Source organism: Stenotrophomonas sp. Ste96 (assembly GCF_024519495.1).
In the GTDB taxonomy this organism is placed as follows: domain Bacteria; phylum Pseudomonadota; class Gammaproteobacteria; order Xanthomonadales; family Xanthomonadaceae; genus Stenotrophomonas; species Stenotrophomonas bentonitica_A.
In genome coordinates this window covers 1,295,100-1,316,710 of the sequence record NZ_JALJRX010000001.1, presented here as the reverse complement: position 1 = coordinate 1,316,710, position 21,611 = coordinate 1,295,100, and the positions used below count along the sequence as shown (strand labels likewise).

Genomic DNA, 21,611 nt, shown 5'->3' with positions numbered 1-21,611 from the left:
TCGCGCCAGAAGGCGCGAATGGTGAGGCGATTTATGTGAATTCATCGGCGAGAGAGAGCCTGTCGTCACCCGCGCGCATAGGCGTGGTTAACCGGCATAGGCTAGTATTCGCGCGCCTTGGTGTTTTTGCGGTTTGCGCCGATGGCGTGTGCGGAATCTGGCGGTTCGTCTGGCTGTATTGATTGTGACGATCGCGTGAATTCCAGTGGTTTTTTTGCATTTCCACGTGTTCTGGATGATCAGCAACGACAGTGAGCGCCCCTCCGCCGATGTGATTCGAATCGGCGACTTCATCGTCACTTTCTCCTCGCGGGAAGTGATGAGCGAAGGCATGCGTCGCCCACGTCGGCTCACACCCAAGGCGCTGGGCGTGCTCAGGATGCTGCTGCGATCGCCGGGGGCGGTCGTGACCCGGGATGAACTGTTCGCGGAGGTCTGGCCCGATACCCTGCCGACCAACGACGTGCTGACCCAGGCGGTGACCCAGCTGCGCAAAGCGTTCGCCAGCGATGATGACGCGGCCTCGCCCTATATCGAAACCATCGCCAAGACCGGTTACCGGCTTCTGGTGGCCGTCAGCGTGGTCGAGGATGCCGCGCCCGCGCTGCTGATCGAGCCTGACCTCCAGCAGCCGACCGCAAGCGTGCTCACCGTGGCGGAAGTGCCTGCGGCATTGCCGCCGGTGCTGACCGAGCTGGACCCGATCAAACGCCGTCGGCGTCGCCTGCGTCGCTATGCGGTGGTGGCGGTCGGCATGGCGATGCTGGTGGCGCTGCTGGTGATGGCGGGAATGCTGATGCAGCGCGATCCGCCCGCCTCGGCGGTGGACGCGGCGGTGGAAGATGGCACGCGGGTGATCGGCAGCCCGCAGCGGCCTTACCGGCTGATCACCGCAACGGCAGGGTTCGAGACGTATCCCACATTGTCCCCGGATGGATCGCAGATCGCCTATGAGGCCGATGTGCCCAGCCGCCCGGGCAGCGTCATCAAAGTGCAGACCTCCGGCAATACGCCTGCACGCCTGTTGGTCGACCCTCCCAAGGGAATGTCCGACCGGTTCCCGAGCTGGTCGCCCGACGGTCGTGAGATTGCGTTCGCCCGGTTCGGCCCTGCCGAGAGTTGCGAAGTGCTGATCGCCAGCGCGACCGGCGGCGCAGTGCGCCATGTCACCCGGTGCGACGGTACCGAACTGCTCAGCTTCGATTGGACGCCCGATGGGCGGGGTCTGGTGTTCGGCTCGCTGTCCGGCCGGTATGCGCAGCGCGGTATCCGCACCCTGGATATCGCCAGCGGACGATGGCAGTCGCTTGATTACGATCTCGGCCGTGACAACTTCGAATACGCGCCACGCTATTCGCCGGACGGTCGCTGGATCGTGTTCGTCCGCAATCCCCAGATCGGCGATCTGTGGCGGATGCCTGCCGAAGGAGGCACCCCGGAGCAGCTGACCGACGATTCGGCGGAGATCCGTGGCTGGGCCTGGCGCAGCGACAGCCGCCACCTCGTGTTCGGCCGCCGCGTCGACAGCGAATCGCGCCTGTATGAACTGGACACCGACACCCGCGTGCTGCGTGATGTCGGCCTGGACGATGCGCAGTCGCCGACCGTTTCGCGCACCGGCGACATGCTCGCCTTCGTGCACCGCCGCCCGCAGTTCGGCCTGTTCCGGGTTCCGGTGACGGCCGGGGGGCTGGGCGCACCGGAGCGCTTGTTCCCCTCCAGTGGACGCGATGCGCAGCCGATGGTGTCGCCGGATGGCCAGCAGATCGTGTTTTCGTCGGACCGTTCGGGCAGCTACGCGCTGTGGTGGGCCGACATGCAGCGGCCGGATTCGCTGCGTCCGATCGAAGGGCTGCGGCCTGAGGCACGCCAGTCCTCCGACTGGTCGCACGACGGTAAACGCGTACTGGTGCTGGGCCGCGATGAACATGCCAACCCCGGCATCTATGAGGTGTCTCCGCGCGATGAGCAGACCGTGCGCCTGCCCGTGCCGGTACGGCAGCCGCTGCAGGCGCTGTACGGCAGGGATGGGCAGCAGTTGCTGGTGGTGGAGCGCGACCGTGACGAACGCATGCGCTTGTCCCTGTTCGATCGCAGCGTGACGCCATGGCGCCTGCTCGGCAGCATCGAGGGCGTCTCGCAGGCACGCTATGACATCGCCGGCGAACGTGTGCTGTTCACCCGCCTCTCGGCCGGGGGGCTGTGGCAGGCCGATGCCGCCCTGACGCCGGGCAGCATCCGCCAGATCAGTGAAGACCGGCCCACGCGCTGGCGCTATCGCACCTGGACCGTATCGGCGCAGGGCAGCATCGACTACCTGTCCAACCGTGCCGATTGCGCGACCGTGTTCACGCGCATCGCACAGCCGGTCGCCGACCAGGAGCACTGCCTGGACGCACAGCGGCTGAGTGCCAGCAATGGATTCAGCGCGGGCCCGGGCGGCGAAGCGCTGTACCTGGCGCTGGCCGTGGCCGACGGCACGGACATTGGCGTGATGTCGCTTCCCGAACGCGTCCCGTCGCTGTTCCCCGGCTTCGTCAAGTCCATGATTTTCAAGACGAAAGACCCTTCGTAAGTTCTTCGTAAGGTTCTCGCCTCGAATTCGGATCAATCTCGCCAGGACTTCCTGAGGCAGTGGCCTGATTTGGCAACACTGCAGGCCAGCAAAGGCAAACTCACGGTGTCGTCATGCGTCAGCTCTCCCTGGCCGATCGCGGTCAAGCGCTCTCTCTGGACAAGGTCGTCGATGACGGTCCCCTGCCAACCTGCCTGGGCGTGGCCCGCCTGGGCAGCCTGCAGAGCCCTGGCACGACCTTCACGGTGTGGATCCAGCTGCGCGGCAGCGCATGGGTGGAATCCAAAGAGGGGCGCTTCCGGCTGCGCCAGCGTGAGTGGATCGCCTTCGAAAAGGAATCCCGCCCGATGGTCCAGGCCGGTCGCGATGGCCTGTGCATCGGCCTGAGCCTGGCCCCGGACGCACTGCGCGCGCTGGGTGAGCTTACCGACTGCAGCCTCTACGCCGGCCGCGGCAGCATGAGCCGCAGCGATGCCCGTGTCGCCCTGCGCCTGTGGCGTGATGTGCTGGCCAGCGGCCACCCGACCCAGGCGCTGCGCCCGGTGCTGTTGCACCTGGCGGCCCTGCAGCAGGGCATGGCGACCGGCGTGCAGCGTTGCCCGGGCCGCTCCCGCAGCCGCAAGCGCCAGGTGTTTGGACGCATGCAGCGCGCGCGCCTGTACCTGGAGGGCAACAGCCACCGGGTGGTGCGCATCGGGGAGCTGGCCGAGCTGACCAACTTCTCCAGCTGGTACCTGTCCAAGACGTTCCAGAGCCTGTATGCCGAGAGTCCGCAATCGCTGTCCGCGCGCCTGCGCCTGGAGCGGGCCGCCGATCTGCTGCGCGATACGGACATGATGGTGGGCGAAGTGGCGGCCGCCAGCGGATTTGACAACTGCTGCAGCTTCGCACGGGCGTTTCGGGCCCGCTTCGGGTTGTCTGCGTCACGCTATCGTGAGGCCGGTGCGAATCTCTCGCCAGATTCGGCAAAGTCTTCGGTTGTCTCCCGCAAATAATTCACTGCAACGCAATCGTAACTTTCCGAGGCGTTTTTAACACGCTACTAACGTACCTCGGAGAGATAAATGAATTTTCGTACTCCCGCAGTGCGGCTGGGCCTTCTGCCCGCCGGCATTGCGCTTGCCCTGACGCCGGCCTTTGCTTCGGCTCAGGAAGCAAGCGGCACGACCGACCTGGACCGCATCCAGGTCACCGGTTCGCGTATCCGTCAGGCCAGCACTGAAACCGCGCAGCCGGTGATCGCGCTGCAGCGCGCCGACATCGAGAAGCAGGGCTTCACCAGCGTCGCCGACATCGTGCAGAACCTGTCGGCCACCGGCTCGCCGGCGATCAGCCGCGCCGATGCGCTGTCCTCGGGCGAAGAAGTCGGCGGCCAGTACGTCGACCTGCGCAACCTCGGTCCGGAGCGCACCCTGGTGCTGCTCGACGGCAAGCGCATGGGCGTCAGCTCCGGCGGCTACACCGACCTGGCCTCGATCCCGACCTCGGTCGTGGAGCGCATCGAAGTGCTGACCGACGGCGCCTCGGCGATCTACGGTTCCGACGCGATCGCCGGCGTGGTGAACATCATCACCCGCAAGAATTTCGACGGCCTGGAAGCCAGCGTCTACAAGGGCCAGTACGGCCAGGGCGACGGCGACAAGACCACCTACAACTTCGTCTACGGCCAGACCGGCGATCGCGGTTCGATCACCCTTGGCGCCGAGTACAGCGAAGAAGAGCCGGTTCTGGCCAAGAACCGTCGCTACAGCGCCTCTGCCAACGGCTATCGTCATCCGGTTCCGACCGACGACGACACCAACGGCTGGAGCGCGATCACCGAAAAGGGCGTGCTGGTTACCGATGATGGCAACTACGTCCTGAACCCGGGCGGCGCCTCGAACAACTTCGGCGACTACCACGAGCTGGGCAACGCCGATCTGTCCAACCCGTCGCAGCAGATGTACCTGTCGACCGGCATCAAGCGTCGTTCGGTCTTCTCCAACGGTCAGTTCGACTTCACCGACAACATCCGCGGTACCGCCAGCGTCCTGTACACCGAACGCGAAGCGCTGCAGCAGATCGCCGGCTACCCGTACCGTTCGGCCGCCTACGACACCCAGATGTCCGGCGACAGCGTCTTCAACCCGCTCGATACCGACGTTGATTTCATGCGTCGTACGTGGGAAGTGCCGCGCCAGACCAAGTCCGAGCTCAACACCTTCCGCTTCAGCGGTGGTCTGGAAGGCTCGTTCGAGTTCGCCGACAAGTACTTCGACTGGGATGTGGGCTACGTCTACAACCGCAACAAGGGCGTCAAGACCGGCACCGGCAACCTGTTCATTCCGAACGTGAAGAATGCCGTGGGCCCGTCGTACCTGGATGCCAACGGTATCGCCCAGTGCGGTACCGCCGCTGCTCCGATCGCCGGCTGCACCCCGTGGAACCCGCTGCTGCCGTACGGCTCCACCGCGGACGGTTCGCTGTCCAACCCGGACCTGCAGAAGTACCTGTTCCTGCCGACCCACGATACCTCGCTGACCACCAGCAAGGTCTACAGCGCCAACCTGAGCGGCGCCATCGTGACCCTGCCGGCCGGTGACCTGTCCTTCGCGACCGGCTACGAGCACCGCGAAGAAGACGCCGAGTACAACCCGGATGCACTGCTGCAGTCGGGCCTGAGCACCGACCTGGCCGGTGCGCCGACCGCCGGTGGCTACAAGCTGGACGAGTTCTACCTGGAACTGAACGTGCCGATCCTCGCCGATCTGCCGTTCGCCAAGGAACTGTCGGTCGATATGGCCGGCCGTTACTCGGACTACAACACCTTCGGCGACACGGTGAACTCCAAGTTCGGCCTGAAGTGGAAGCCGATCGACGACCTGCTGGTCCGTGGCACCTATGCCACCGGCTTCCGTGCGCCGACCGTTGCCAACCTGTACGGTGGCACCTCGCAGAGCTTCGACAAGTACACCGACCCGTGCGACACCTTCTTCGGTGCTGCCGTGCGCAACCCCGACGTCGCTGCCCGTTGCGGCGGCGCCGTGCCGGCCAACTTCCGTCAGGAAGCGTCCGGTGGCATCGATGCCACCGGCCCGGGCGCACAGTCGAACTACCCGTACCTGTCCGGTTCCAATGACGGCCTGCTGCCGGAAACTTCCAAGACCTGGACCGTCGGCCTGGTGTACAGCCCGAACTTCGTGCAGGGCCTGGACGTCAGCCTGGACTGGTGGAAGATCCGCATCGACAACGTCATCGCGGCCGAGTCGGTCACCTCGATCCTCAACCAGTGCTACGTGCTGAACAACGCCAACGCCTGTGACCGTGTCACCCGTGACACCGATTCGGGCCAGGTCGTCGACGTGACCCGTACGCTGATCAACGGCGGCTACCAGGAAACCGCAGGTTACGACCTGGGTATCCGTTACCGTCTGCCGGAACTGTCCTTCGGCAACATCGTCATCGACTGGAAGACCACCTATGTGGACTACCTCGAGTACAAGCGCGACAACGAAGCTGAAACCGCCGTCGAGCAGCACACCGGCTGGGGCACGGGCGACTGGGGCGGCAACTTCCGCGTCCGTTCCAACCTGAACATCGATTGGAGCCTGGGCAACTTCGGCGTCAACTGGGGCATGCGTTACTACTCCGGTCTGAAGGAAGAGTGCGCCTACGATCGCGAAGGCGGTCCGGAGTGCAACAACCCGAGCTACTCCTCGGCCTACACGCTGGCGATCCCGGTGCGCAACACCGGCTCGAACACGTTCCATGACCTGCAGGTGCGTTACAACACCCCGTGGGATGCCACCATCTCGGCTGGCGCGAACAACGTGTTCAACCACGAAGGCCCGGTGATGTACAGCCAGCCGAACTCGAGCTTCTCCTACTACGGCGGCTTCGACATCGGTCGGTTCTACTACCTGAAGTACACCCAGCGCTTCTGATCCATCGAAGCAATGGCGTAAAAAAAGGAGGGCGGGCCGCAAGGTCCGCCCTCCTTGCGTTGTGGGGTAGGGAAAGTCTGAGTTTCAGCGAAAGGTGATCCGCCTCACAATTCGAGCGGAAATGCGGTTGATACTGTCAATCGGTCCAATCGTGGACGATTGAGAGATCGATATGAAAATGACGCTCGCTCAGAAGATTTCCGCTGTACTGCTTGCCTCCCTGGCGACCGCGGCCAGTGCGTCGCCCGGCCTGATCATCTGCGCGGGAGGGCGCTACTGCGAAGACGTCCGCATCGAATGCCTCGCCGACGGTGGCTCGGCCGCCATGTGCGAGCGCCTGTGGCGCCTGTGCGTGCTGGACGCCTGTCCGCAGCGCTGAAACGACGATGGCGCGCCACGGGGCGCGCCATCCTTTGAGCATGCTCCGCCGTACACTCAGGCGTCGCTGGCCACCAGCCCCATCAGTGCGTTGGCGTGATCGCGCCACTGCGGGAGCTTGTTGAGCACGCCGGCCCGCTGCAGATACTCCTCGTCGACCGGGTCGCCGTTGATCAGCGCCAGGGCCACGTGGACCGCACCGGTCACCCAGAAGCTGCGGGTGGTGGAGCGATGCGGCTGCAGGTGAAACGCCACGGCTTCGATGATCGGCATCGGCAGGCCCCACAGCCCCAGCAGGTAGGCGCCCGCCTCGGCATGGCCGGGGCGATTGTCGGCCACGTCTTCCGGGGTGCGCTCGTTGCGCACGCCCGGCAGCAGCAGGCCGATGTCGGCCAGCAGGGCCGCGGTGGCGCCCAGTTCGGCGCTGGAATCGGGCAGCAGTTTGGCGGCCAGGCGCGAGGCCAGCAGTGCGCGCTGCTGCAGCGAGTTGCGCTCGGCACCGGACAGCGGTTGGGCCGAGAACACTTCGCTGGCCAGCACCAGGTCGCGCAGGGTCGACAGTCCCAGTCGGGTCACGGCGGTGCGCAGGTCGGAAATGATCCGGCCGCTGTTGAAGAACGCCGAGTTGGACAACTGCAGCACCTTGGCCGCGATGGCCGGGTCGGCCGCGACCAGCTTGGCCACGTCGGCGGTATTGGTGTCGTCGTCGTGTTCCAGCGCCTGGGTGAGGGACAGATACAGGTGCGGTGGCGAGGGCAGCTTCTCGATCCGGCCGATGGCACTGCGCAGGCGCGCGCTGTCGAGCAGTTCGCGCAGCTCTTCCAGGCTGGTCAGCGCTTCGAGCAGCACTTCCGGGGCCAGCGGCATCGGCAGGAAGCGGTGGGCGACACCGATCAGGCGCGCCGGCGGCGGGCGGTTGCCGTGCTCGGCATCCACCAGTGCGATGCGGATGGTCTCAGGGCGCAGCGTGCGGATCTGGCCGAGCAGCGTGGTGGCGTTGAGATCGGGCAACTGCGGGCACACGATCACCGCATCCACCGGCGAGCCGGCAACGATGCCCATGGCGCTCTGGCCATCGGCGGCGGTCAGCGGTTGCCACTCTTCCCCAAGATCGGCAATGAATTCCAACAGCTCAGCCGACAGGCTGGCTTCGTCCCCAACAAGCAGAATGCGCACGACACGGTCCCCTGGCTGACCACGGTGAAACGCACCGTGGACGGTGTGAAGAGACGCAATGTACCCAATCCGGCACGAATAGTGATGTGCCGCATTGGAAAAACGTGATGCACATCGCTCCGGCAGGCGGTGCCGGAGCGATGCCGGTCAGTCTCAGGCGATGTTGCCGAGGTAGCGCTGGTGCGCTTCGACCAGGATCTTCTTGGCTTCGGCGGCGCCGCCCCAGCCATCGAGCTTGACCCACTTGCCCTTTTCCAGGTCCTTGTAATGCTCGAAGAAGTGGCCGATGCGCTCCAGCCAGTGGCTGGACACCTGCTCGATGTCTTCCACGTGGGCATAGCCACTGAAGACCTTGGAGATCGGCACGGCCAGGATCTTTTCGTCGCTGCCGGCCTCATCGCTCATCTTGAGCACGCCGACCGGACGGCAACGCACCACCGAGCCCGGGACCAGCGGCAGCGGCAGCACCACCAGCACGTCGGCCGGATCGCCGTCGCCGCACAGGGTGCTCGGCACGTAGCCGTAGTTGCAGGGGTAGCGCATCGGGGTGGAGAGGATGCGGTCGACGAAGATCGCGCCGGTTTCCTTGTCCACTTCGTACTTCACCGGCTCGGAATCCTTCGGGATCTCGATGATGACGTTGATTTCTTCCGGCGGGTTCTTGCCCGGCGAAACGAGTTCCAGACCCATGGGTGTGCTCCAGCTGAGAGGGGGTAGGGCGCAAAGTCCGCCATTTTATGCCTTTGCCGGCCAACGTGCAGCGGCCTGGCCGCCGGGGCGCCGAATCGGTCCGCCAGGCAGGGAAGAATCGCCACACAGCTGCCCCTTTCATCCCGACACGGCGCTCGGTTGAGGCCTGATGGCCGGGGCCGGCGCCGCTGGCGATCATGGCGTGGAACCCACTCCGAGCCTGGCGATGCCCAAGATGACCCCGATGGCCGGCCTTTCGATGGCGGCGGCACTCTGCCTGGTGGCCCCGGCCGCCGCGGCCCATGCCTCGTCCAGACCGTACGTGGACCTGGTCGACTTTCCTTACAAGGAGGCGAACTGGGACCGTTTCTACGCCCTCCAGGGCCATTTGATGCGGGAGTTTCATGACCTGTGCGGCGCCACGTATTGCCAGGGAACGCATGCCAACCATGTCCTGCTGCAGTTCCGCTGTTCGGTGCACGCGGCCACGGGCACCGTGACGGAATGCGCGCTGGTCATTGCGGCCGGCAACCTGGAGGTGGACGCCGTCACCGGCAAGGTCATGCCCGACAACCGCACCTGGGCGTGCGCCGTGCCACTGGCCCCGCACACGCCGGTGGAGGCCCTGCATGCCGCCCTGGGGCGTCGTGACGCGTTGATCCTGCCGCTGCCGGGTACCGGCCGGTCGGTCCATGACGCGCTTCTCGGCTGCCTCGGCGAAGGCGGTTCGCTTGCCGCGTCCCACAGGAGACACCCATGAACCGCTTCCTCGCGAGCGTCGCGCTTGTACTTGCAGCCGCCAGCTTCCCGGCAGGGGGCGCCACTGCGGAGACCTTCATCGATGCGCGCAGCTATCCGACCCCGGCCACCGGCCGGGAGCGCTTCCTCGCGCTGGAAACGCGACTGGTCCGCGGCTTCGATGAGGTCTGCGGCGATACCTTCTGCGAAGGGGAGTATCACAACCTGCAGTCACTGCGTTTCCGCTGTTCGGTCAACGCCGCCGATGGCGGCGTGGAGGAGTGCGTATGGACGTTCACCGGCAGCACCGCGCAGGTGGATGGATCGAGCGGGCGGATCATCGTCGATGCGCGCAGCTGGGCCTGCCCCGTCCCGCTGGCCGCCAGGACGCCCCTGCCGATACTGCTCCAGGCCCTGGAACAGGACGATCCACTGCACGTGCGGCTGCCCGGCACCACGACCAATCTCTACGAAGGGCTGACCGGATGCCTGTGACCGGCATGAGGCATGGCCAAACGTGACTCATTCTCATTTGCGGAGTAACATGCCGCGCCTTACGGATTGCCGTCTCCCTGCGGTCCCGCTTTGTGCACTGGCCCATGTCCTCCAACGCCACCACTCTCACCGAGCTGTTGATACGCGAACGCCCGGCGCTGCTGCGCCTGGTGCAGCGCATTCTGGGCAGTGATGGCGGCGCGGAGGATGTGATCCAGTCAATCTGGTTCAAGGCCCGGGGTGTCGACGGCGGCCAGCCGATCAGCAACCCCCGGGCGTACCTGTATCGGCTGGCGGCGAATCTGGCCACCGACCACGGCCGTGAGCGCACGCGACGCACGCGCCTGTTGGCCGAGCATTACCTGTGGGGGCCGGACGAGGTGCTCTCCACCGAAGAGCAGGCGATGGCGCAGGACGAACTGCAGCGCGTGCTGGCGGCGGCCGAACATCTTCCCGAGCCGACCCGCACGATCTTCCGCCTCAACCGCCTGCAGGGCATGACCCAGGTCGAGGTCGCCAAGCGCCAGGGCGTGTCGGTGACGACCGTCGAAAACCACGTGCGCAGCGCCTTGCAGCGCCTGGCCTGGGCGCGCAGCGGGCGCTGAGCGGCACGCATCCGGGCTTGGGGAAGCCCGTTTCCCATCCGTCTTGATCATAATGCCGACCCTTCCGGCCTCTTCTTCGTCCGCGCGCGCCTGCGCACCCATCTGCCAGCCATGAGCCCGCACGAACAGCCTCCGATGTCCCGACCCTTGCCACCGTCCGACCCTGCTGCCGTCCAGGCCCGCGCCTGGATTGCCTGGCTGGCCTCCGGTGCGGTCGAGCCCGGGCAGATGCAGGCCTTCGAGCAGTGGCTGGCCGAGCCGGACAACCGGCGCACCTTCGAATACGAACGCCAGCTGTGGCGCAGTCTCGGGCCGCAACCGGCCCCGGCGGTGGTGGCCAGCCGGCCGCCGCGCCGCCTGCGCTGGCCCGCCGTTGGCGCGGCCACGGCCGCCTTGCTGGCGTTGGCCTGGGTGGCGCCGGAGGCCTGGTTGCGGCTGCAGGCCGATCACCGCAGCGGCACGGCCATCCACTCCGTGGTGCTTCCCGATGGCAGCCGCGCCGTGCTTGACGCCGACAGCGCCATCGCCATCCGCTACGACGGGCAGGTGCGGCGCATCGCGCTGCTGCGCGGCCAAGCGTGGTTCCAGGTGACACCCGACGCGGCGCGCCCATTCCAGGTGGATGCGCAGGGCGGGGTGATCGAGGACATTTCAACGGCGTTCGCGGTCGCACGCGAAGGCGACCACGTGGACACCGTCGTGGCGCAGGGCCGGGTCCGGGTCGCAGCGGCCGATCGGGGTGGCTGGACCTATCTGGACGCGGGCCAGCGTGCGCGCTTCGCACCGGGTGGGCGGGTCACACGGCAGGAAGACGTCGCGCTGGACAGGATCGCGGACTGGCGTGAGGGCGAACTGCTGCTCGACGCAACCGGGGTGGAAGAGGCGGTGCGGCGCATCGCGCGCTATCGGTCCGGGCCCACCTTCGTGCGCGGGGATCTGGCCAGTCTGCCCGCGATCAATGCGGCCTTCCGCATCGACCGGCCGGAGCAGGCCCTGGACGCCCTGGCGGTCAGCGCCGGGTTGAGCGTGACCCGCCTGCCGATGGGCGTGGCGATCGTGGCGCCGGCCACCCACCCGTAGCGCGGCGGCCTGCTGCGGAGGCGGCGTGGCGTGCGTCCAGTCGGGGGCGGCGCATTGGTCTTGGGGCAGCGACCTGTTCGTTCGTCTTACCCGGCATAACGTACCCGCCGCCGCCACGTACGTCCGCTGCATCCGCACCTGCGTGCGGATGACCCGCCTCTGCGGCACTGATCTTTCGACAGGTTTTTTCATGCGTACTTCCACCCGCGCGGGGCATCGCCTGCGCCCGTCACGTCTCTGCATCGCCCTGCTCAGCGCCGGCCTGGCCACCGCGCCGGCACTGCCGGCCCTGGCCCAGTCCAGCCCGGCCTCCGCTGCGGCCACGCTGCGTTTCGACATTCCCGCCCAGCCGCTGGCCGACGCGCTGCGCACCTACATGCGGCAATCCGGTGTCCAGGTCGCCTATCCGGCAACACTGGCCGAAGGCCTGACCTCCACGGCGGTGGCCGGGCAGATGGATGCACCGTCGGCCTTGCTGCGCCTGCTGCAGGGCAGTGGGTTGAACATGCGCCAGGTCGGGCCGGAAGCGGTAACGCTGGAGCGCGCACGGGTGGCCGGCAACGACGACGGCCTGATCGTCACCGATGCGCTCAGCGTGGCAGGTGATCGCATCGAGGGCGGCAGCGACGCCGAGCGCGCGCTGGACGTGTACCGTACCGCCGGTTCCAGCGCCTACATCGACCGCACCACCATCGAGCGCTTTCGCGGCACCTCCACCTCGGACATCGTCAAGGGCGTGGCCGGTGTGACCGCCGGCGATCCGCGCACCGCCAACGCGCTGGACGTGAACATCCGCGGCATCCAGGGCCAGAGCCGCATTCCGGTGATCATCGACGGCGGGCAGTCGACCATGGATACCTACCGGGGTTACGCAGGCCAGTCGCAACGCACCTATCTGGATCCGGACCTGATCTCCAACATCACCATCACCAAGGGGCCGAGCCTGGGCGTCAATGCCTCCGGCGGCATCGGCGGCGTGGTGGAGATGGAAACGCTGAAGATCGAGGACGTGCTGCGCGATGGCCGTGACGCCGGGCTGCGCGTGCGCACCGGCATGGCCAATGCCAGCGCCAACAACGTGCCCGCCTACGACGCCGCACCGCGCACCGACCGCAGCGCGCTGGGCAGCCAGTTCTTCAACATCGCCACCGCCAAGCATTGGGATCGCTTCGACCTGGTCGCCGCCTACGCATGGCGGGAGAACGGCAACTACTTCTCGGGCAAGCACGGCTACGACGACTTCCCACAGACCCGGCGCACGCTGGCACCGTTGAATCCGCCGGATACCGAGGTGTTCAACACCTCCTCGCGCTCGGAGTCCTTCCTGCTCAAAGGCACCTGGCGCATCGACGATGACCAGACGCTGGAAGCGGGCTACCGCCGTTATGAAGGCACCGCCGGCGAGATCATGGCCTCGCAGATCATCCGCGTGGACCGCGACCGCGTGCCGCAGTGGGACCCGGGCCATGTCGACATGGATGCCTACAACCTGCGCTACCGCTTCAACCCGGACAACGAGCGGATCGATCTGAAGGCCAACCTCTGGTACACCGATGCCGACAGCCTGATGTACAACGGCCTGACCGGCATCACCCCGTGGTACTTCGATCGCCGCACCGAGTGGTACGACGGCCCCTCGTTCAACACCGACCCGGGCTACAAGGATGCCTACCGCAATGAGCTGACCCAGACCCGGCTCGGTTTCGATGTGGGCAACACCACGCATCTGGACGGTCGCGCCGGGTTGTTCACGCTGGACTACGGCCTGTCCTTCAGCGACGAGGATGTCGGCCCGGGCCCGCACTCGCCGGTCATGCACGACGACCTGGTCAACAACCGCTTCCTGCGCAACGCCGAGCGCAAGGAATACAGCGCGGTGGCCTCGGTCAAATGGCAGCCGGACGAGCATTGGGAAGTGGTGGTCGGTGGCCGCTACAACCGCGTCAACGTGCACGACCGCAATCGCCTGGCCACGCCGGAAACGTACGGGGTGATCGGTCAGTACCGCTACACCCAGCTGCTGGACGGCAACCCCGCTCTGCCGGCATGGCGCGCCAAGCGCATCGCCATGCTCAACTGGTATCCGGATGCCAACGGCCAGTTCACCGAAGCCTCGCTGCTGGCATCACCGTATGAGAAGGGCACGGTGGCTGACATCACCGGCTGGAACTTCTACGACGCCGATGATGCCGAAGATCTGAGCGTGCCGGTCAGCTGGACCTGGTCGCAGCCGATCCGTCGGCGCGACAGCGCCTTCATGCCCAGTGCCAGCGTCGCCTACCGTTTCGACGAAGACACGATGGTGTACGTGAAGTACGCCGAGGGCGTGAAGCTGCCGAGCCTGTTCGAGACCACGCTGGGCCTGTTCACCGCGGCCAAGCCGACCGGTGAGCTCAAGCCGGAACGGGCAGGGACCTGGGAAGTGGGTGCAAGCACGGTGCGCCACAGCCTGTTCACCGAGGGCGACCACGCCGGCTTCAAGCTGGCCTACTTCAACACGCGCATCGCTGATCTGATCACCCGCGACTACCGCACCCTGTCGGCCGGGCTGATCCGCAACGTGGACCGCTTCAAGGTCTCCGGCGTGGAGTTCCAGTCCAGCTATGACAGCGGCATGGTGTTCGCCGATCTGTCCGCGCACTACTACATTCAGGCCAAGACCTGCGCGCCGGACATCGCCGCCGAGCGTCGTGCCTACGGCATCCAGCGGAAGATCGAGGAACTGAAGAACACGCCGGACTGCGTGGATGGTGGCTTCGAAGGGTCCTACAGCAACACCCAGAACCCGCCGCGCTACAACGTCAACCTGACCCTGGGCTCGCGCCTGTTCGACCAGCGCCTGAGCTTCGGCACCCGGGTGATCCACAACGCCGGCCCGATCAGCACGCTGGACAAGGAATGGAACGTGGGCCTGTCGGCGATCCAGCAGCTGTACCGCCCGGCGACCATCGTGGATCTGTTCGCCAGCTGGCAGGCCAGCGAGCAGTTCGCGGTCGACCTCAACGTAGACAACCTGACCGACCGCTACTATCTCGATCCGCTGGCGCTGGGCGTGATGCCCGCACCGGGCCGGACGGTGCGGATGGCGCTGACCTACCGCTACTGATATCTGGACTCGACAGGGGCCGGCATGGCCGGCCCCTGTCGTGCATCCAGCCTGCCCATCCGGGGCCGGCCGGCATCAGATGCCCGTAATCGCTCAGCCGGCGTTGGCCTGCGCGGTCGCATCGGCGTGCAGGGCTTCGCTGAGCTCATCGACCACGATCGCCCACTCGGCATCCGAGCGCAGCTGCTCGGTCAGGAACTGGCGCTGCCCGTCGTTCCAGTACGGCGCTTCGATCAGGCGGATATCGTTGGAGAGCTGGTGGTCGCGGATGAAGGCGGCGATCGCCTCCTCGCTGGCCTCCAGCCCGAGCTGCAGGAACAGATTGGTCATGCGCGGTTCGGTGGTGATCATCGTGTCATTCCAGTGGCAGGGCGTGGCCCGTATTATCGGGGCAAGGCCGTGACGGTGGCATGTGACGGACGCAACGCTTCCCACGCGACAATGGGCTTGGGGTTGCAGCCGTGACAGACGTCTTCAACAGAGAACCGCGCCCCACTTCCCCATCCAAGCAGTGCCATGATCGTCATCGATACTCCCCAAGCCACCCGCAGCCAACGCCTCAAGGCCGCCACCCGTGACAGCCACGGCGCGCTGGACAAGCGCATCATGGCCGGCGACATCTTCGCCAGCCGCGACCTGTTCGCGAAATTCGTGCGCGTGCAGTTCCGCTTTCACCGCGACATCGACGCGCTGTATGGCAACCCCGCGCTGGACGCGCTGCTGCCCGACCTGGACGAGCGCCGCCGGCTGCCGCTGATCGCCCGCGACCTGGCCGATCTGGAACAGACCCTGCCACTGTCGGCATCCACCGGCCTGGATGGCGACCTGCCGCTGCCGGCCGCGCTCGGCTGGCTGTATGTGGCCGAAGGCTCCAACCTGGGGGGCACCGTGTTGTACAAGATGGCCGCCAGGCTCGGCCTGGACAGTGACTTCGGCGCGCGCCACCTGGCCGCACATCCCGATGGCGCGGCCCGCCATTGGCGCGCGTTCACCGCCGCGCTCGACGGCGTCGCGCTCACCCAGGCGCAGGAACAACAGGTGATCGATGCCGCCGATGCCGCTTTCCGCAGCGTGCACGGTCACGTCGAGGAAGAATTCGCATGAGCACCGTTCGGCACAGCTCCGCCGTGCCGGACCGCCACGGCCACCCGTGATGCGCTGGCTCTGGTTCGGCCTGGGCTGGATCATGGTGGCGCTGGGCGTCATCGGCGCCCTGCTGCCGGTGATGCCGACCACCATCTTCCTGATCCTGGCCGTCGGCTGCTTCGCGCGCAGCTCGCCGAAGTTCGAGCGTCGGCTGCTCGAGCATCCTCGTTACGGCCCACCGCTGCGCCTGTGGCGCGAGCAGGGCGCGATCAGCCGCAAGGGCAAGGCCTTTGCCGGCGCAGGCATGGCGTTCGGCTTCGTCATGTTCTGCTGGGGCGCGCATCCGTCCTGGCCGCTGCTGCTCGGCGTCGGCCTGTTCTTCGCCGCCAGCGCGGCCTATGTGCTGTCACGGCCCGCGCCGCGGCCATCGGCCACGCCGGATCGCCCGTCGGAGCGCTGAACGTGCTGTCCGCCCCGCACTGATTTCCACCGCTTCGCCCCCGATATTCCTCCCCCCTTTGCCTGCCTCCGGCCCTGTCACGCGCCGCGATGCCCTGACCGACGACTCCGCCCATGACCCTGCCCATCGCTCTTCCTGCCACCGTGGCGGCGCTGCCGCATGACCTGACTCCCTGGGGCATGTACCAGGCCGCCGATGGCGTGGTGCAGGCCGTGATGATCGGGCTGGCGCTCGCCTCGATCGCCACCTGGACCGTGCTGGTCGCCAAGACCTGGGAGCTGGCGCGGCAGCGCACGACGTTGCGCGCGGCCCGTGCGCTGCTGCTGCAGGCCGCGCACCTGCCGGCGCCGCAGACGCAGCCGTTGCTGGACGAGGGCGTCGCGCATGCGTTGATCGATGCCGCCCGCACCGAGCTGCGCCTCTCGCATGACGCGCATGATCCCGTCGGGATCAAGGAGCGCGTCGCGTCGCGCCTGGAACGCATCGAACTGGCGCATGCGCGCCAGCTGCGCACCGGCGTGGGCCTGCTCGCCAGCATCGGCGCGATCGCGCCGTTCGTCGGCCTGTTCGGCACGGTCTGGGGAATCATGAACAGTTTCATCGGCATCGCCCATGCCAACACCACCAATCTTGCCGTCGTCGCACCGGGCATCGCCGAGGCGCTGCTTGCCACCGCACTGGGCCTGGTCGCGGCGATTCCCGCCGTGGTGATCTACAACCACTTCACCCGCGTGCTGGCCGGTATCCGCGGCCTGCTGGGGGATCTGTCCGCGGGCGTGCAGCAACTGGTCTCGCGCGATCTGGACCGGCTTGGCAAGGCGCCGGCCGTGCACGACGCGCGCTGAGGACCGGCCATGCCCATCAAGACCGCCCGCCACGACGACGACGCGCTGGAAGAAAGCCACGAGATCAATGTCACGCCCTTCATCGACGTCATGCTGGTGCTGCTGATCATCTTCATGGTCGCCGCGCCGCTGGCCACCGTGGACACGCCGGTGGACCTGCCGGCCAGCACTGCGCAGCCGCAGCCACGCGATGGCGAACCGGTGTTCCTCTCGGTGCAGGCCGATCTGTCACTGAGCATCAACGACGTGCCTGTGGGCCGTGATGGCCTGAAAGCTGCGCTGGAGCGGCTGACCGCCGGTGACCACGAGCAGCGCATCTACCTGCGCGCCGACCAGGCGGTGCCCTATGGCGATCTGATGCAGACCATGAATGCCCTGCGCACGGCGGGGTATCGCAGGATCGCGCTGGTCGGGCTGGAGCAGCGCCGCGAATGAGCCGCGACCCCGCCGCGACGCTGCGCTGGGTGGGCAGCCTGGCCCTCGTGTTGGCCGTGCATGGCGCGCTGATCGGCGGCGCGCTGTGGTGGCAGCACCGTGCGCCGGTGCTGGCCAGCGACACGCCCGTGGAAGCGGTGATGGTGGAGCTGGCGCCGGTGCCTGAGGCGCCATCCGCGCCACCGAAGGAGATGCCGCCCGGGCCGCTGCAGCACGAACAGCATCGGCCCGAGCCCACGCCGGTGCCGAAGATCGACCTGCCGCCGGCCGACACCCCGGACGCGCAGGACGTGCTGCGTCGGCAGACGCCGCGCGAAGAGGAGCCGACCGACCCGCACAACGTCGATCAGACGCTGGCACCGCCGGATGTCTCCGCACGCCCGTCCGAACGCTACGCTGCCACGCAGACCGTGGCCGGCCACCAGGGCAACGCGGCGGTCACCTGGCAGGGGCTGCTGCTCGGCCATCTGGAACAGTACCGCCGCTATCCGCGCCAGGCCGAGCGCCTGCGCCAGCAGGGCGTGGCCTATGTGCGCTTCTCGGTCGACCGCCAGGGCAACGCCTCCAACATCCGCCTGGGCCAGAGCAGCGGCCATCCGCTGCTGGATGAGGAAACCCTGGCCACGGTGCGCCGCGGCAGCCCGCTGCCGCCGCCGCCCGCCGAGGTGGCCGGTGATCCGGTGGAGGTGATGGTACCGGTGACGTTCTTCATCCGGCGGCGTTGAGGCGTGCATCACGCTCGCAGTGACTTTCGACCCGCGTGCATGCCGTGATCGCGTTGCAACACTCCAGCAACACCGGTACGTCCGGTCAACAGCTGAGGAGCACCTCGTATGGCATGCAGGCCCACCGTCGTATCCCTCTGCATGGTTGCCGCCCTCCTGAGCGGCGTCGCTCACGCGCGGAGCACTGACGGCGGTCCGATTGCCGACTACCTGCTGATTGGCAGTTACCACATGAACAATCCTGGCCGTGATCTGCAGAACATGACGGCCGATGATGTGTTGGGCGAAAAGCGCCAACAGGAAATAGCCGACGTCGCCCAGCTGTTGGAACGCTATCGACCCACCAAGATCATGGTCGAGGTCGACTCGGCTCGACAAGCTACGCTCCAGGAGAACTTCGTCGCTTCCTGTGCAGGCAAGCGCGCGCTGTCGCGCAGCGAATCCGAACAGCTCGGCTTTCGTATCGCCTGCGCGCTGGACCTTGGCAAGGTGTACGCCGTGGACTGGAACGGCCAGGGGCCCATCACCGACAAGGCGCGCATCGATTACACCGCCGCCGTCGAGACGTACGGCCAGCAGGCGCAGTACGCGGCCTTCACGGCAATGGTGAAGGCGCAGGTCGACGAGGATCAACGGCTGCTCGACAACGGGACCGTGGCGGAGGCGCTGCGCCACTTCAATGGCGCGCAGTGGCTGCATTGGAACGCCGCCACCTACTACCGTCTGGGCCTGCTGGGCACGCCGGAAGACCCGGTCGGCGCCAACTGGGTGCAGTCGTGGTACGGACGCAACCTGATGATCTTCAATGCGATCGCGCGTGCCACCCGCGCCGGTGATCGCGTGTTGGTGATCTATGGAGCGGGGCATGGCAACCTGCTTCGCCAGTTGGCGGAGGATTCGGGCCTTTACCGTATCCACGATCCTGCCAGATGGCTGGTGGACACGAGCCCGGTTGCATAGCACTGACTGCACGGCACGCACGCACCCCTTGGGCGCGCCGGCCAACGAGGCCAGCGCGCCCGTTCTGCCTCAGAGCAGTGGCACCAGCAGCAGTGCCACGATGTTGATGATCTTGATGAGCGGGTTGATCGCCGGGCCGGCCGTGTCCTTGTACGGATCACCGACGGTATCGCCGGTCACCGCGGCCTTGTGCGCCTCACTGCCCTTGCCGCCGAAATGGCCATCTTCGATGTACTTCTTGGCGTTGTCCCAGGCGCCGCCGCCGGTGGTCATCGAGATCGCCACGAACAGACCGGTGACGATGGTGCCGATCAGCAGGCCACCGAGCGCACGCGGCCCGAGCAGCAGGCCGACCACCACCGGCACGGCGACCGGCAACAGCGAGGGGATGATCATTTCGCGGATCGCCGAGCGGGTCAGCATGTCCACCGCGCGGTCGTACTGCGGTTTGCCGGTGCCTTCCATGATCCCGGGAATTTCGCGGAACTGGCGGCGCACTTCCTCCACCACCGCACCCGCCGCGCGACCCACCGCTTCCATCGCCATCGCACCGAACAGGTAGGGGATCAGGCCACCGATCAGCAGGCCGATGATCACTTCATGGTTGGACAGATCGAAGGCGAAGGTCTCGCCGGGATTGGCGGCCTGCAGGTTGTGCGTGTAATCAGCGAACAGCACCAGCGCGGCCAGGGCCGCTGAGCCGATGGCGTAGCCCTTGGTCACCGCCTTTGTGGTGTTGCCGACCGCATCCAGCGGGTCGGTGATGTCGCGGATCTCCGGCGGCAGTTCGGCCATCTCGGCGATACCGCCGGCGTTGTCGGTGATCGGGCCGTAGGCATCGAGTGCGACGATCATCCCGGCCATCGAGAGCATCGCCGTGGCGGCGATGGCGATGCCGTACAGGCCGCCGAAATAGTGTGCCAGCCAGATCGCCACGCACACCGCGATCACCGGCAGGGCGGTGGACTTCATCGAGACACCGAGCCCAGCGATGATGTTGGTGCCATGCCCGGTGGTGGAGGCCTGCGCCACGTGCTGCACCGGTTTGTACTGGGTGCCGGTGTAGTACTCGGTGATCCACACGATCAACCCGGTCAGCACCAGCCCGATCAACGCGCAGAAATACAGGTTCAGCGCGCCATGCGCGTTGTCCGGCATCAACTGCGTGGTGATCGGGTAGAACGCGATCGCCGCCAGCACCCCGGATACGATCACGCCCTTGTACAGCGCGCCCATGATCGAGCCGCCCGGTTTTACTTTGACGAACAGCGCGCCCACGATCGAGGCGATGATCGAGACACCGCCCAGCACCAGGGGATACAGCACCGCATTGGCACCGGCCTCGGCGATCATCAGGTTGCCGAGCAGCATCGTGGCGATCACGGTGACGGCGTAGGTTTCGAACAGGTCCGCTGCCATGCCGGCGCAGTCGCCGACGTTGTCACCCACGTTGTCGGCGATCACCGCCGGGTTGCGCGGGTCGTCCTCGGGAATGCCGGCTTCGACCTTGCCGACCAGGTCCGCGCCGACGTCGGCGCCCTTGGTGAAGATGCCGCCGCCCAGCCGCGCGAAGATCGAGATCAGCGACGAACCGAACGCCAGCCCGACCAGCGCGTGCAGCGTCTGCGCGACATCCAGCCCGAGCTTCAACAGCAGCGCGTAGTACCCGGCCACGCCCAGCAGGCCCAGCCCGACCACCAGCATGCCGGTGATCGCACCGCCGCGGAAGGCCACGTCCATGGCCGCGCTCAGGCCGTTGCGGGCCGCCTCGGCGGTGCGCACGTTGGCGCGGACGGAGACGTTCATGCCGATGTAGCCGGCCGCGCCGGAGAGCACGGCGCCGATCGCGAAGCCGATCGCGGTGTACCAGCTGAGGAAGATGCCGACCAGCACGAACAGCACGGCACCGGCGATGGCGATGGTCAGGTATTGGCGGTTGAGGTAGGCGCGCGCGCCTTCCTGGATGGCGGCGGCGATTTCCTGCATGCGCGCATTGCCAGCCGGCTGCCGGAGGATCCAGCGTGCCGACACGATGCCGTAGAGAATCGCGAGGATGGCGCAGAACAGCGCCAGAGAAAGCCCATAACGTTCCAGCATGTCCCCTCCCGGGTGATGGAATGACATCCAGTGAACGGATGAACTTCTCCACGCGGGGGCACAACGGGCTGCAACCATGAACCAACCCGTTCAGACCGTGCCCGGTCGTCAAGCGTGTGGCGGTGTTCAGCAATCCCTGGTGGCCCGAGTATGCGGGCAAATCCTCGATGCAAGCCAGCAAGGATTAAAAAACTGAGTCTGTGCAGCCGAACGGTCAGTGGGATGTGTAGTGCCGGC

The 21,611-nt window shown here is 66.7% G+C and carries 19 protein-coding genes; 15 read left to right on the top strand and 4 right to left on the bottom strand.

Translation table 11 applies throughout. The features are described from left to right. The first annotated feature begins 235 nt into the window (after positions 1–235). From OC373_RS06000 to OC373_RS05985, 4 genes are all read left to right on the top strand, one after another. The gene (locus OC373_RS06000; protein ID WP_261997261.1) at positions 236–2,575 is read left to right on the top strand and encodes a winged helix-turn-helix domain-containing protein; all 2,340 of its coding nucleotides are present in this window, start codon (positions 236–238) and stop codon (positions 2,573–2,575) included. A gap of 113 nt (positions 2,576–2,688) precedes the next feature. Then, positions 2,689–3,570 carry a helix-turn-helix transcriptional regulator gene (locus tag OC373_RS05995; protein WP_019183817.1) on the top strand — a complete coding sequence of 294 codons (882 nt, stop codon included), beginning with the start codon at positions 2,689–2,691 and terminating at the stop codon, positions 3,568–3,570. A gap of 69 nt (positions 3,571–3,639) precedes the next feature. Next, the gene (locus OC373_RS05990) at positions 3,640–6,498 is read left to right on the top strand and encodes a TonB-dependent receptor (protein ID WP_026069877.1); all 2,859 of its coding nucleotides are present in this window, start codon (positions 3,640–3,642) and stop codon (positions 6,496–6,498) included. Between the two features lie 178 nt (positions 6,499–6,676). Further along, positions 6,677–6,877 (top strand): hypothetical protein, encoded by a 201-nt coding sequence (locus tag OC373_RS05985; RefSeq protein ID WP_237393565.1) that lies wholly within the window; start codon positions 6,677–6,679, stop codon positions 6,875–6,877. Between the two features lie 56 nt (positions 6,878–6,933). On the opposite strand, the gene OC373_RS05980 is transcribed toward OC373_RS05985, so the two are convergent. Together OC373_RS05980 and ppa are read right to left on the bottom strand one after the other, a co-directional pair. Continuing rightward, positions 6,934–8,052, bottom strand: coding sequence for an HDOD domain-containing protein (locus tag OC373_RS05980; protein WP_070425860.1), 1,119 nt, complete (start codon positions 8,050–8,052; stop codon positions 6,934–6,936). A gap of 153 nt (positions 8,053–8,205) precedes the next feature. Beyond that, positions 8,206–8,742 (bottom strand): inorganic diphosphatase, encoded by a 537-nt coding sequence (gene ppa / locus OC373_RS05975; RefSeq protein WP_019183821.1) that lies wholly within the window; start codon positions 8,740–8,742, stop codon positions 8,206–8,208. 226 nt (positions 8,743–8,968) lie between these two features. On the opposite strand from ppa, the gene OC373_RS05970 reads away from it, so the two are divergent. The 5 genes from OC373_RS05970 (at position 8,969) to OC373_RS05950 (ending at position 14,766) form a co-directional block, all read left to right on the top strand. Continuing rightward, the gene (locus OC373_RS05970; protein ID WP_261997260.1) at positions 8,969–9,502 is read left to right on the top strand and encodes a hypothetical protein; all 534 of its coding nucleotides are present in this window, start codon (positions 8,969–8,971) and stop codon (positions 9,500–9,502) included. After that, on the top strand, positions 9,499–9,975 hold the full coding sequence (locus OC373_RS05965; RefSeq protein WP_261997259.1) for a hypothetical protein: 477 nt from the start codon (positions 9,499–9,501) through the stop codon (positions 9,973–9,975). Before OC373_RS05970 ends, OC373_RS05965 begins: the two co-directional genes overlap by 4 nt. 104 nt (positions 9,976–10,079) lie before the next feature. Beyond that, positions 10,080–10,580, top strand: a complete 501-nt coding sequence (locus OC373_RS05960; protein WP_046274129.1) for a sigma-70 family RNA polymerase sigma factor — start codon at positions 10,080–10,082, stop codon at positions 10,578–10,580. A 135-nt stretch (positions 10,581–10,715) separates the two neighbouring features. Further along, the gene (locus tag OC373_RS05955) at positions 10,716–11,660 is read left to right on the top strand and encodes a FecR domain-containing protein (protein ID WP_261997258.1); all 945 of its coding nucleotides are present in this window, start codon (positions 10,716–10,718) and stop codon (positions 11,658–11,660) included. A 190-nt stretch (positions 11,661–11,850) separates the two neighbouring features. After that, positions 11,851–14,766, top strand: a complete 2,916-nt coding sequence (locus OC373_RS05950) for a TonB-dependent receptor (protein ID WP_261997257.1) — start codon at positions 11,851–11,853, stop codon at positions 14,764–14,766. 93 nt (positions 14,767–14,859) lie between these two features. Here the strand turns inward: OC373_RS05950 and OC373_RS05945 are convergent, their stop codons facing one another. Further along, positions 14,860–15,117, bottom strand: coding sequence for a DUF2789 domain-containing protein (locus tag OC373_RS05945; protein WP_019183827.1), 258 nt, complete (start codon positions 15,115–15,117; stop codon positions 14,860–14,862). A 165-nt stretch (positions 15,118–15,282) separates the two neighbouring features. Between OC373_RS05945 and OC373_RS05940 the strand changes: the two genes are divergently transcribed. The 6 genes from OC373_RS05940 (at position 15,283) to OC373_RS05915 (ending at position 19,277) form a co-directional block, all read left to right on the top strand. Continuing rightward, entirely contained in the window at positions 15,283–15,870 is a 588-nt protein-coding gene (locus OC373_RS05940; protein WP_070425856.1) for a biliverdin-producing heme oxygenase, read from the top strand. Positions 15,871–15,919: 49 nt separating this feature from the next. Continuing rightward, on the top strand, positions 15,920–16,312 hold the full coding sequence (locus OC373_RS05935; RefSeq protein ID WP_046274323.1) for a YbaN family protein: 393 nt from the start codon (positions 15,920–15,922) through the stop codon (positions 16,310–16,312). 113 nt (positions 16,313–16,425) lie between these two features. Beyond that, positions 16,426–17,157 carry a tonB-system energizer ExbB gene (gene exbB, locus OC373_RS05930; protein ID WP_261997256.1) on the top strand — a complete coding sequence of 244 codons (732 nt, stop codon included), beginning with the start codon at positions 16,426–16,428 and terminating at the stop codon, positions 17,155–17,157. Positions 17,158–17,166: 9 nt separating this feature from the next. Beyond that, entirely contained in the window at positions 17,167–17,592 is a 426-nt protein-coding gene (gene exbD / locus OC373_RS05925) for a TonB system transport protein ExbD (protein ID WP_019183831.1), read from the top strand. After that, positions 17,589–18,317 (top strand): energy transducer TonB, encoded by a 729-nt coding sequence (locus OC373_RS05920; protein WP_070425855.1) that lies wholly within the window; start codon positions 17,589–17,591, stop codon positions 18,315–18,317. Before exbD ends, OC373_RS05920 begins: the two co-directional genes overlap by 4 nt. Before the next feature lie 141 nt (positions 18,318–18,458). Further along, positions 18,459–19,277, top strand: coding sequence for a DUF5694 domain-containing protein (locus tag OC373_RS05915; RefSeq protein WP_261997255.1), 819 nt, complete (start codon positions 18,459–18,461; stop codon positions 19,275–19,277). A 69-nt stretch (positions 19,278–19,346) separates the two neighbouring features. On the opposite strand, the gene OC373_RS05910 is transcribed toward OC373_RS05915, so the two are convergent. Next, complete coding sequence (locus OC373_RS05910) at positions 19,347–21,374, bottom strand: sodium-translocating pyrophosphatase (RefSeq protein ID WP_019183833.1); 2,028 nt, start codon at positions 21,372–21,374, stop codon at positions 19,347–19,349. Between the last annotated feature and the right edge of the window lie 237 nt (positions 21,375–21,611).